At 60.6% G+C, this 11,716-nt stretch carries 8 protein-coding genes and 1 tRNA gene; 5 read left to right on the top strand and 4 right to left on the bottom strand.

Features of this window, described 5'->3' with window-relative positions; genetic code table 11:
- The 4 genes from ABYV89_RS09695 to ABYV89_RS09680 all read left to right on the top strand — a co-directional run.
- Window positions 1–1,394, top strand: a 1,394-nt coding sequence (locus ABYV89_RS09695) for an ATP-dependent helicase C-terminal domain-containing protein (protein WP_432822752.1), incomplete at its 5' end; no start/stop codon positions are given.
- Window positions 1,395–1,577: 183 nt separating this feature from the next.
- Window positions 1,578–3,197 (top strand): AAA family ATPase, encoded by a 1,620-nt coding sequence (locus ABYV89_RS09690; protein WP_432822751.1) that lies wholly within the window; start codon window positions 1,578–1,580, stop codon window positions 3,195–3,197.
- A gap of 5 nt (window positions 3,198–3,202) precedes the next feature.
- Window positions 3,203–3,931, top strand: a complete 729-nt coding sequence (locus ABYV89_RS09685; protein WP_432822750.1) for a general secretion pathway protein GspB — start codon at window positions 3,203–3,205, stop codon at window positions 3,929–3,931.
- A gap of 264 nt (window positions 3,932–4,195) precedes the next feature.
- On the top strand, window positions 4,196–4,534 hold the full coding sequence (locus ABYV89_RS09680; protein WP_432822749.1) for a hypothetical protein: 339 nt from the start codon (window positions 4,196–4,198) through the stop codon (window positions 4,532–4,534).
- 157 nt (window positions 4,535–4,691) lie between these two features.
- Here the strand turns inward: ABYV89_RS09680 and ABYV89_RS09675 are convergent, their stop codons facing one another.
- The 4 genes from ABYV89_RS09675 to ABYV89_RS09660 all read right to left on the bottom strand — a co-directional run bounded on the left by ABYV89_RS09675 (window position 4,692) and on the right by ABYV89_RS09660 (window position 10,243).
- Window positions 4,692–6,356 (bottom strand): mechanosensitive ion channel family protein, encoded by a 1,665-nt coding sequence (locus ABYV89_RS09675; RefSeq protein ID WP_432822748.1) that lies wholly within the window; start codon window positions 6,354–6,356, stop codon window positions 4,692–4,694.
- 115 nt (window positions 6,357–6,471) lie between these two features.
- The gene (locus ABYV89_RS09670) at window positions 6,472–6,903 is read right to left on the bottom strand and encodes a thiol-disulfide oxidoreductase DCC family protein (protein WP_432822747.1); all 432 of its coding nucleotides are present in this window, start codon (window positions 6,901–6,903) and stop codon (window positions 6,472–6,474) included.
- 29 nt (window positions 6,904–6,932) lie between these two features.
- Window positions 6,933–9,890, bottom strand: a complete 2,958-nt coding sequence (locus ABYV89_RS09665; protein WP_432822746.1) for an insulinase family protein — start codon at window positions 9,888–9,890, stop codon at window positions 6,933–6,935.
- Between the two features lie 152 nt (window positions 9,891–10,042).
- Window positions 10,043–10,243 (bottom strand): cold-shock protein, encoded by a 201-nt coding sequence (locus ABYV89_RS09660; protein WP_432822745.1) that lies wholly within the window; start codon window positions 10,241–10,243, stop codon window positions 10,043–10,045.
- Between the two features lie 1,385 nt (window positions 10,244–11,628).
- On the opposite strand from ABYV89_RS09660, the gene ABYV89_RS09655 reads away from it, so the two are divergent.
- Window positions 11,629–11,705 (top strand) — tRNA-Pro (locus ABYV89_RS09655).
- Window positions 11,706–11,716: the final 11 nt, after the last annotated feature.

Genomic DNA, 11,716 nt, shown 5'->3' with positions numbered 1-11,716 from the left:
CCCCGCTGGCGCTGGAACTGGCCCGCTGGGGGGTGCTTGAGGCCGCCCAGCTCGCCTGGCTCGATCCGCCGCCGCAGGGCCATCTCGCCGGGGCGCGGTCGTTGTTGGGCCTGCTCGGTGCGCTCGACCCCCTGGGCCGGCTGACCCCCTTGGGCGGGCAAATGGCGGCGCTCCCCGGCCATCCCCGCCTGGCCCGGCTGCTGCTGGCCGCTCAGGCCGAGAAGGTGCCCGGCCTCGGTGCCGACCTCGCGGCCCTGATCGGCGAGCGCGACCTGGCCGGCAGCTCGATCTCCGGCCACGCCAGCCCCAGCGACCTGCTCGACCGCCTGGAGCTGCTGCGCCGGCGGGGTTTCGAGTCGGCGGCGCGGGCGGCCCGCTACTGGCGGCAGAAGCTCGCCGTCCACGGTGGCGAAGCGCCCCCCGATGCCGGGATCGTCGGCCGTTTGCTGGCGCTCGCCTTTCCCGATCGCATCGGCCGCGAGCGCGAGCCCGGCAGCGGGCGTTACGTTTTCAGCGGCGGTTTCGGCGGCAGGTTGTCACCGCGCTCGGCGGTCAAGGGCGGGGAGTGGATTGTCGCGGTGGAGGTCGCCGGCAAGCCGGGCGCCGAAGGGGAGATCCGCCTCGCCAGCGTCCTGGCGCGGGAGACGGTGGAGGAGCTGTTCGGTGCGGCGCTCGACTGGCGGCGGGAGGTCGACTGGGACGAGCGCGCCGGGCGGGTGATCGCCCGCGAGGTGCGTCGCCTCGGCGCCCTGCCGCTGCAGGAGCGGCCGGTGAAGGCGTCGGCGGCGGACGTCGCGCCGGCCCTGCTGGCGGTGCTCCGCCGCAAGGGGTTGGAGCTGCTCGACTGGAGCCCCGCCGCCCGGCAGCTGCGGGCGCGGGCCCAGCTGGTCGCCGCCCATCGCCCCGGCTGGCCCGATCTCTCCGACGCCGGGCTCCTCGCCACCCTCGAAACCTGGCTCGCCCCGCACCTGGCCGGCGTCACCGGCCTCGCCGGCCTGCGCAAACTCGACCTGTGCAGCGCCCTGCAGAACCTCCTCGGCTGGCAGCGCCAGCAGGAGCTGGCCCGCCTCGCCCCCGAGCGGCTCGAGGTGCCGAGCGGCTCGAACATCCGCCTCGATTACCAGGCCGAAGACGGCCCGGTGCTCGCCTGCAAGCTGCAGGAGCTGTTCGGCCTCGCCGAGACCCCGCGCGTGGCCGGCGGCGCGGTGTCGGTGCTGATTCACCTGCTCTCCCCGGCCGGCCGGCCCCTCGCCGTCACCCGCGACCTGCGCTCGTTCTGGGACGGCGTCTACCCCGAGGTGAAGAAGGAGATGAAGGGGCGCTATCCGAAGCACCCTTGGCCCGACGACCCCTGGAATGCGGTGGCGACCAAACGGACAAAAAACCGCATGTGAGGTGTGAGTGTCCCCGGCGTGCTTGCCATTTGAATTCATTCACGCGCACGAATCCGATTAGATGTCGCCTGAAGCGGAAAAATATCTGGGCAAGCCGTCACCGTTTTAATATGATGAGTGTCCGCCGCGCCATTGGCCGTGTCTGCACCGTTTGATTCAATAATTCACCACTGGGAATCTGCCATGTATCTAGATTATTTCGGTCTCAATACCGAACCTTTTTCCATCAGTCCGGATCCCAGCTTTCTGTTCATGAGTGAGCGGCATCGGGAAGCACTGGCGCATCTCCTTTATGGAATGAAAAGCGACGGCGGCTTTGTGCTGTTGACCGGTGATATCGGAACGGGCAAGACGACCATCTGTCGTTGCCTTCTTGATCAACTGCCGGAGAAATCGGAAGTCGCCCTGCTACTTAATCCTAAGTTGTCTTCCGCCGAACTGCTGGCTACGATTTGCGATGAACTGCGCATCGTCTATCCCGCCGGGACTTCGAGCATTAAGGTCTTTGTCGATGCCATCAATGCCTTTCTGCTGGAGGTTCACAGCCGCGGACATCATACCGTGGTGATTATCGATGAAGCGCAGAACCTGCAGGTCGATGTGTTGGAGCAGGTCCGGCTGCTGACCAACCTGGAAACCAATACCCGGAAATTGCTGCAGATCATTCTGTTGGGTCAGCCCGAGCTGAAGCAGATGCTGGATCGCCCGGAATTGCGGCAACTGGCCCAGCGCATCACAGCCCGTTATCACCTCTCCCCGCTTTCGCAAGCAGAAGTGGGGGATTATGTCGGGCACCGCCTTTCGGTGGCCGGAGTACAGCGGCCGATTTTTTTGCCGGTCACCATCCGTGAGCTCTATCGTCTGAGCGGCGGGGTGCCACGGGTGATCAACGTGCTGTGCAGCCGGGCCCTGATGGGGGCCTATGTGCGTAATGAACATACGGTGAGTCCGGCGCTGCTCACGGAGGCGGCCAGCGAGGTTCTCGGCACAGTCCCTAGGGCGTCATCCCGTCGATTCAAGCGAGGTATTGTCGGTAAGCTGCTGCTGGCGCTGGCCCTGGTCGCGGGTGGGGCCGCTCTGGGGGCGAGCTTTTTCAAGAGCGCGCCGCTTGTCGAGCCGGTCGTGGTAGCCGCGTCGTCGGTCGTTACGGCCACTCCTGTGGTGACGCCCGCTCCCGACCCCTTTGAGTGGGTCAGGGCGCTGTCGCATGGCAACAATGAGAAGCTGGCCTGGCAGTCCCTGTTTCGCGAGTGGGAGGTGGCGTATCTGCCTGATGCTGCTGTTGCGCCGGCAACGCTGGCTGCAGAACAGGGCTTGGCCCTGCTGGCTCAGCGGGAGAATTTTAGCGCCATCAGGCGCTTGAATCGTCCCGTTCTGCTCAAGCTGACCGGTGTGCAGGGGGAGGACTTTTATGCCGCACTCACGGAACTTGCTGATGAAACGGCGACCCTGCAAGTCGGAACTGTCGCCCGTACCGTGGCCATAGGGGACTTGGTTCGCCATTGGTTCGGCGATTTCATCCTGTTGTGGCAACCACCGCCCGGCTATCGCGGGGTGGTCATGCCCGGCGAGCGGGGACCGGTGGTGCAGTGGTTGGCTCTGCAGATGGATGTGTTGCATGGGCGGCAAAGCCGTTCTGTAGGTGAGCTTGCCTATAACGGGTCGTTGTTCCAGGAAGTGCAGGCCTTTCAGGAAGCCGAAGGGCTTATGGCCGACGGCCTGGTCGGCCCGCTTACCCTGATCCATCTTAATTCCCGGACAGGTAGCGGGCAGCCGCAGCTTGCTGATTGGCAAAAGGAGTAGCAGGCATGTCGTTTATTCTCGAAGCCCTCAAGAAGTCGGATAAGAAGCGCGAAGACACGGTGGTGCCGAATCTGCACACGGTTCATATAACCGCTCGCCCTGTGGTTAAGAAAAAACCGCTGTGGCCCTATCTGTTGGTTGTGGGCCTGTTGTTGAATGCCGGAATTTTATTTTGGTTTCTGACCCCTTCGGTGGAGCCGCCGCTCGTGCCGGCGGTACTGACCACTGCTGATGTCCCCAGGGGAACCCCGGATGCTGTCGTTTCGCCGGCCGCAGAACCCCTCGCCCAGGTAGCTGCCAGTGAACCGGTTCCTGCGCCTCCGGTGGTCGTGGTCGATGAGTCTCCTGTTGTCGTTGACCATGCGCAAGCGCCCCCGGTTGAGATAACACCGGAAGTCGTCGAGATGACTGCATTTTCTGCGGCCGAAGCCGAAAGCGAACCGGTCCCGATCGAAGATGTGCCTGTTTTGCCTCGCCCCGAACTGCGCTGGGAAGATGAGCGGCCGATCTATGCTGTTGCCGATCTGCCGTATGACGTCCAGGGCCGGTTGCCGGAACTCCACCTTTCGGTTTATGCCTATTCCAGTGATGCGGCATCCCGGCTGGTGCGGGTCAATAATCGCATTCTGCGTGAAGGCAATTACCTCGAAGTGGGCCTGCGGCTCGATGAAATAACGCCCAACGGGTTGGTTTTTTCCTTTGAAGGATACCGCTTCCGGGTGGCCAAAGAATGATGGCCTGGGCCGGTCAACGGCAGCCTGGCGCCGCAAGGCTAAGCGCTGAACAATAATGTCGGGCGGTGACATCCCTGGTTCACGGCGATCGTCTCCAACGGCGGTCTGCACCACGACCACCGCAGGGGCAACGCGGTGGTGCTGCAGGTCGGCGGGTTTTTCTGGCCGGCAGAAAATTACCCTTGCATTTTTCTGCGAAATCCATGATATCCTGATAAATCTGCGCAGGCTGTTCCTGCGCTCTTTTTATTGAGGAGGTATAGAGTGCAAGGCTTGGCCGTAATGCGCAATGGTAAAAAAATTCTGGTGGGCGGGCTGATTCTGCTGCTGGCAGGGTGCGCCAGCGCCGGTCGCCATTTCAACGTGGGTGAGGTGCACCAGGTCGGCATCGGGAAAACATCCAAGGGGGACGTTATGGCCCTTTTCGGCCCCCCCTGGCGGACCGGCATCGAAGATGGCCGGGAAACCTGGACCTATGGCCATTACAAGTACTCGATGTTCAGCGATGCCAAGACCCGCGATCTGGTCTTACGTTTCGATCCCAGCGGCAAGGTGGCATCCTACACCTTCAATTCCACCTACCCGGAAGACCGGCGGCCCTGACCGATCGGGCATACATAATGATTGAACACAAAGCGGCTGCCATTGTCTGATGGCAGCCGCTTGCTTTTGTGCGTCGCAGGCGTTCACTTCGTGGCTGATCCGCGAAATCAACGATCACGGACCCGGGATTGAATGACTCAAATAACTGCACAAGATGTTAGCCCTGTGCGGGGCGCCGGATTTCCGTCGGCGGGACTTCCGGCTTGAAAATCACCACCCGCCGGGCAAAGGGGATCTCGATTCCTTCGCGGTCGAAGGCTTCCTTGATCAGCTTGCGCAACAGAAAGGCCACATTGCTATGGAATCCGGGCTTGACCCGGGTGATGGTGCGGATCAGCAGCTCCGATTCGCCGAATGCCTGAAGGCCTTTGACTTCGGTCGGGGCCAGAACGTTGCTGCTGGTTTCTTTGAGCTTCGCGCCGGTTTCGTCAAGAATTCGGTAGACCTGGTCGAGGTCCGAGTCGTAGGAAACGCCCACTTCCACCACGGCGTGGGTGTACCCTTTCGAATAATTGACCACCGATTCGATCTGGCCGTTGCGCATAATGTGGACCTGTCCGTCCGGGTCGCGAATCTTGGTGGTGCGCATATCAATGGCTTCGACGGTCCCCCGTGCCTCGCCTGCTTCGATGTAGTCACCGACCAGGTAGAGGTTCTCGAAGAGGATGAAGAAGCCGGCAACGATGTCGTTGATAAGGGGTTGCGCGCCCAGCCCCACAACGACGCCGACAATCCCGGCGCCGGCGAGTATCGGCAGCGGATTGAGGTCAAATATCCCCAGAACCAGGACAAAGGCGACGAAAAAGACCAGGAACTGCAGCAGGCTCTTGATGATCGGCGCCAAAGTCAGGCGTCTTTTCTGCTCGGCCTCCTCCATGTCCGGGGTTGCCCCCATCTTTTTCTCAACCAGCAGCTTGATCAGTTCCACGATCACCCTGGCCAGAAAGAAAACCCCGATCGCTTGAACCACCCTGGGGCCAAAGACAGCGAACTTTGCGATGAACTCGACCTGCAGCAGCACCAGGGTGGCGACCAGCACGTAGATGACATATTCGAGGCAGCGGTGCAGCAGGGGGATCAGGGAGCGCAGCCGTTCATACCAGCTCAGGTAGTCTTCCCGGTACCAGTATTTTTTGCTGAGAGCCTCGAGGCTTTCGATGACGGCCGCCGACATTTTGACCACCAGGTTACCGAGGGCGACGATGAGATAGATTCGCAGCAGGATCCAGAGGTAGCCGGAAACGGCAGCAGGGAGAAGGAGCTGGCCGGAGATCAGGATGAGGGCGGCAAGCCAGAGGCAATAGCTGGAAATCCGGCTTAATGCCTGGAAAAAAACTTCGATGCTTTCATCGTTGGTGTGCAGCTGTTCGTACGATTTGGCCTTTTCTTTCAGTGCCGCAAGGAGTCGGCGCAGCAGGCGGTTGCCGAGCCACGCGGCCAGGGCCAGGGCGCATGCCTTGAGAATGCCGACGCCAAGATCCGTCCAGATCCCTGGCGGGATTCGTTCGCCCCAGGCCTGGCAGAAGCCCAGAATGTCCTTGTCCTGGTAAAGCAGGTAGCCGTTCAGGGCGACCAGGCCGAGACAGAATACGCCGAGAGTCAGGCGCAGCAAGGTGCGTATCGTCCGGCGCAGCTTGTCGAGTCGCGCCCGCTGCGTATCACCGGGGAAGTGCCTGTCGGCCCAGTTGAATGCCAGGCGAACCAGCTGGGCCGTGACAATATAACCGGCGATGAGCAGCAGAAATTCCACACCGATGACCGCCAGGTTGCGGTAGCTCTCCGGCAGCGAGGCCAGGCCCGGTATGGCTGAAAGGTCCAGCACGTCTCCTCCTGTGCAACGGCAAGGGCGCATTGTTCGGTCAGCAGGTTTTATTATAGCGGATCAAATGACGTGCGCACGCGGGGATAGGCGAGGGCAAGCCGGGAGGAAGGGCTCGTCAGGGTTTTTTCCTGGGATGGTGCGGGGAGTGCAGCTCGCAGGCGGCTGAATCGCAGCCCCCCTTGCGCTTGGGCAGCAGATGCCGGTAGCGGGCGAAGAGGGTGTAGCCGATCCGGATCAGCGGGGCGGTGGCCGGCAGCGATACCAGTTGGGCCAGCAGGCGATAGCGCGACCCGCCCGGATAGGCCTGCCAGATGGCGACGAAGGCTTCGACGCCGGCGAGAAAGGTTCCGCCGGCGTCGCGAACGTGCAGTCGGGCCATGAATTCCTCATGGCGTTTGCCGTAGTGGCCGGCATCGAACCCGGCCGCGCCGATGTCGATGAAGAGCAGTCGGCCTTCGGGGTTGTTGCGGCGATAATGGTCGATTTCCCGGGAGCAGACGATGCAGTTGCCGTCATAGAATATTTCCAGCGGATAAGCCGTGGTCATGGGCTGCTCCCGGGGGCTGTCGTACGGTTTCAGATCTGTTCGATGGCCAGGGCCTCGTCACCCAGTTCGAGATTGGCCTGTTTCAGCGCGGTTTCGCCGGCAACCACGCCGACGGAGCTGATGCGCGTATCCGGGGCGAGGTAACGGGCGGCCGCGGCGGCCAGGGTTTCGCGGTCCATGGCGAGAATCCGGCCGCGCAGGGCGTTGCGCATCTCGAGGGTCAGCCCCTGGCAGATGTTGGCGAATTCCTGGCTGCCGCGACTGCCGGGGGAAAGCGGCCGGTCGAGGTCGCTGAAGATCGACAGGATCGCTTCCTTGATCTGTTCCCGGTCAAACTTTCCGGCCATGGCCCATCGCACCGCATCATCGAAGACCTTGAGGGTGCGCACCAGGTGGGGATCGCGGTAGGACAGCAGGGAGAAAATGCCGCCCTCGGCGCTGTACGAGGCCATGCCGCCGTACGCCCCGCCTTTTTCGCGGATTTCCCGATGCAGAAAATTGGCTCGCATCAGCTTGGAAAGAACCATCAGCGCAGCGCTGTCGGGATGGGTAAAGGGGACGGCCTTGAACACCCGGCTGACGTAGTTGACCGGAACCGAAGCGGCCCAGCCCTGCTGCTGGAGCCGGGAGGCGAAGGGCGCAGCCGGGGCGGCCGATTCCGAGCCGGCGGTGGGGATGCCGGCGAAAAACGATTCGAGGGCCGGCGCGAAGGACGGGAACGAGGTCTCTTCGGCGGTGACGGCGCAGTCGAAATTATCTTTCTGCAGCAGCAGGGCGGCGATGGTTTTCATCTGGCCGGCGAAGTCCGCAAGCTGCTCGGGGGGCTTTTCCGCCAGTTGCTTGATCTGGCGGTACTGTTCGAGGCCGTTCCACATTTCGCGCAGCCGGGCGGCCGGGGTCAGGCCGCTGGCGGCTGAACGGGCGGCATAGCTGTGTCCCGCACCGGGGATCGAGTTTTCCAGTGAGGCTTTGACCTGGTTGATTACGGTGTGCAGACGCTTCAGGTCGGTAAAGTCGGGGGCGCGGCAGATATCCCCGAGGATTTCGAACATCCTGGACTGGTTGCGGACCAGGGCCTTTCCCTTGATCGCCACCAGGGACTGTACGCGGTCGAGCCGGTCGGGAACGTCGAGGATGACGGTGCGGGCGTGGATGCCGCCGGTGGCCGCCTCCATCCGTTCGGCCATCTCGGTGTGGCTGTGGCCGGCCGCGCCGATCTGGGTCAACAGGGTGCAGAAGATCGGAACCAGCGGGAGCAGCTGTTCCGGCAGGCGGTTCGTGGACAGGTGAAAGTTGACGTAGCTGATGCCGTTGGTCGGCTGGGCAAACCAGCGCACGGGCCGGCCGCCGAGGGTGCCGGCGGTGCTGGCAACCGGCGCCTCCTGCGCGGGGATGTCGGCAAGCTCGAGGGTCGGCAGGCAGGAAAGGTCGTCTTCTTTTTCCTGGGCGGTTTCCAGTTCGCGCGCCTGCTTTTGGATGGCCTGCAGCTGTTTTTCGTCGAGGGTTTTGCGCAGTTGTTCCAGCCGAGCGATCGTCGCCTGCTCCTGCTGTTCTTTCAGCCCGGTGTCGGGCTTCAGGGTCAGGGTGACCCGATGCGGGTTGTCGAGCAGGTAGCGGCGGATCAGGTCCTGAAAGTACGGGCCGTCCGCCAGTTTTTCTTTCAGCTCTGCCAGCAGGGCATCGAAGCGCAGGGCGTCGACGGGCTCGCCGCCGTGGATCCAGGGGCCGATCATGCGCATCAGCAGCGCCAGGGAATAGGGGTACTGATCGCCGATGACTTCCTTGACCGTAAATTCCAGGCGATGAATGATCCCGTCGATCCGCTCCTGGCTGAAACCGTCCCGGGCCGACTGCTCGAGGGTGGCGAGAATCAGCTCTTCAATGGCTTCGACCTGTTCGGGCTCGGTCCCCTGCAGGCCGGCGGCAAAAAAGGTGGTCCGGTAATCGTCGTGGTAGCCGACGCCGGGGGCGAGATTGCTGCCGAGCCCCGAATCGAGCAGGGCCTTGTAGAGCGGCGCCGCCGAATTGCCGAGCAGCAGGCTGGCCAACAGTGACAGGCTCAGGCGGTCGAGGCCGTCGTTGATGTCGCAGCATAGCCAGGCCATCTGCACCATGGTTCGCTTTTCGGTGGGGGTGCCGGGGTCGAGGGGGAAGGTTTCTTCCACCCGGCAAGGCCGGTCCCGGCGGGTTTCCGGGGGGACCTCGCTGGCGACGTCGCGTCTGTCGAAGCCCGACAGCGCCTGTCCTTCAATCACCTCCAGGATTTCATCGAGCTCGAAGTTGCCGTAAGTGAAAAAATAGGCGTTGCTGGGATGGTAAAAGCTGGAGTGGAAATCACGCAGGTCTTGCCAGCTCAAGTTCGGGATGTCCGCAGGTTCACCCCCCGAGTTGTGCCTGTAGGTGGTGGTGGGAAAGAGTGCCGGCCCAAGCCGCCTGCTGAGCAGGGACGACGGGTCGGACATGGCGCCCTTCATCTCGTTGTAGACCACGCCCTTGTAGGTCAGGGGGGAGCCGATATTTCCCGCGTCCGCCAGTTCGACGCGGTGCCCCTCCTGGCGGAAGTCCTGTTCCTTCAACAGCGGGAAAAACGCGGCGTCGAGGTAGATGCCGAGCAGGTTGAAGAAATCCTTGTGGTTCTGGCTGGAAAAGGGGTACAGGGTCCAGTCGCTGGCCGTCATGGCGTTCATGAAGGTGTTGAGGCTGCGCTTGAGCATGGAGAAGAACGGATCGCGCACCGGATATTTTCGGGAGCCGCAGAGGGCGGTATGCTCAAGAATGTGGGCCACCCCGGTAGAGTCGTCCGGTGGAGTGCGGAATCCTACGGCAAAGAGATTGTTCGGATCATCGGCGGCGAGATGAACCATGCGGGCACCGGTCTTGTCGTGCTGCAGCTGGATGAGGGTGATGTTTATTTCAGGCAGCGGGGTGACTTCGGTAACGGTAAAGCCATGCCGCCTGGTGCCGCAATGCCAAGGGGTGATCGTCATGCCTGATTCCTTTGATGCTGAAGGGTTGAATAGATTAACAGTCTATCGCACCTGCAGGGGATGTACTAGAGATAATAACGGTCGCGGAGAGGAGAAAAGAAAAAGCTCCACGGTCAGGCCGTGGAGCTCGGATTTCTTCATTTAGGGCAGGTTCAGGCCTTCATCACGTTGGTGGCTGCGGGGCCCTTCTGGCCAGATTCGATCTCGAAGGTCACTCTGTCCCCCTCGGCCAGAGATTTGAATCCCTCGGACTGGATTGCTGAGAAGTGGACAAACACATCGGGGCCGTTTTCCTGCTCGATAAAACCGAATCCCTTCGCATCATTGAACCATTTCACTGTACCTTCTGCCATCGCTCCTACTCCTTTGTCTCGGGTGGCACCGTTACCGGTCGGCCAGGTCGTTGCCGGCCGACTACAAAAAAACACCGCACGCCTGAGGGCTGTGCGGTGTTTTCAATATGGCGGGCTGAATTTAGGCATATTCCGTATCTGCTCGATCTTTGAGTTGATGCTCTATTGTTAGCATGTGTGGATTAATAAGATCAAGTGTTTTTTCGGCGACTCCATGGGGCCCTCGGTAAATAGCCGGAACCGAAAGCGGGAACGGTTCATGGTTGTGGACCGAGTTGTTTTGAATAGTCAGGAAACGATTTTCACCGCTGTGTTTTTTAGCCACTTAAAAAACAGTTTATTAGGAAGGGTAGTGAATTGTGATTTTTCAAGGAGTTACAGCGTTGTCCACAGGTTTTGTGGATAAGTCTTGGAAAACTGGTGGAGAGAGCGATGGAAAAGGCCTGAGGGTGAAGCAAATAACAGGTTGCATAAAAAAAGTGCAGCGTGTTTGTGTCGTTTGATTACAGGTATTTATGTCGTTTTGTGGGGGGCTTGCGAATGTCGGCAAACGTTTTATGGCAAACGTCATCTGTCGACTGTATGCGATTTGAAATCATTAATGTTCTGTGGATATGTGCCAAGTGTAGCGCGAAAAAACGCCAAATGAAGTAACTCTGTGGGGCCCCCGGGTTCGATTCTTGACGGTGTATTGGAAAGCCTGCAGCCCCAACGGCAGAAACGCCGCCAGGCCACACCGGGGACAAACTGGACGATGGTGCGGTTGCGGTTGTAGCATCTCTTCGCATTGAGAAGGTAAGTTCCGAAAGACTGGGTGTAAACGAGTGGAGGACGAACCTCTGGTGCCGGCAGGAATGGATGGTCTGGGTTTGAAACGCAAATATTGTAAAGTGCTTTCGTGGTCGATACCAGCCTTGGAACCTGAATGAAAGCCATTGATGGGACTTGCCATGCCTTCGACTCCGAGAAATGCGCGCATTGTTACCTCGGTGAGTATCTGTATCGTTTCAACCGCTACGTCGATCTTGCCGTCTGGTTCCCTCTCATGATCAGTGCAGTGGCATGCATGGGCAGGCGGACGGAGCGATGGCTCTGCTTGGAGGAAGTCCTTTGTTGCTCAGATGAGCTTTTTTGCCTTCTCAGTGGTTGAAAATACCCGGTGAGTTTAACCTTTTGCGGACGATGCTCTTGGCAATGGTGCCATTGCCAGGAGCATAAGAGATCAAATAGCTAATCCCGGCTAACAGAACAGAAGTTACAGAAGCTGGTCAGAGTGATTCAAGATGGCAGTCAGTGGATGCCATCAATTGCTGCCTGTTTTATTGCAAGGCGATCAAATAATGGGTTGCAATAATTTTTCCGGCCTGATATAAAATCGGGCTCGTCGGAGCGTAGCGCAGTCTGGTAGCGCACCTGCCTTGGGAGCAGGGGGCCGGAGGTTCGAATCCTCTCGCTCCGACCATTAGCGCCAGT

Source organism: Trichloromonas sp. (assembly GCF_041583255.1).
In the GTDB taxonomy this organism is placed as follows: domain Bacteria; phylum Desulfobacterota; class Desulfuromonadia; order Desulfuromonadales; family Trichloromonadaceae; genus Trichloromonas.
Note: the sequence above shows the minus strand (reverse complement) of the source record. Positions and strands in the feature narration are given on the sequence as shown.

Excerpts from the sequence above, each read along its gene's own strand:
- ABYV89_RS09690 (WP_432822751.1), top strand. The coding sequence starts at position 1,578 with ATGTATCTAGATTATTTCGGTCTCAATACCGAACCTTTTTCCATCAGT.
- ABYV89_RS09685 (WP_432822750.1), top strand. The coding sequence starts at position 3,203 with ATGTCGTTTATTCTCGAAGCCCTCAAGAAGTCGGATAAGAAGCGCGAA.
- ABYV89_RS09670 (WP_432822747.1), bottom strand. The coding sequence starts at position 6,903 with ATGACCACGGCTTATCCGCTGGAAATATTCTATGACGGCAACTGCATC.
- ABYV89_RS09665 (WP_432822746.1), bottom strand. The coding sequence starts at position 9,890 with ATGACGATCACCCCTTGGCATTGCGGCACCAGGCGGCATGGCTTTACC.
- ABYV89_RS09660 (WP_432822745.1), bottom strand. The coding sequence starts at position 10,243 with ATGGCAGAAGGTACAGTGAAATGGTTCAATGATGCGAAGGGATTCGGT.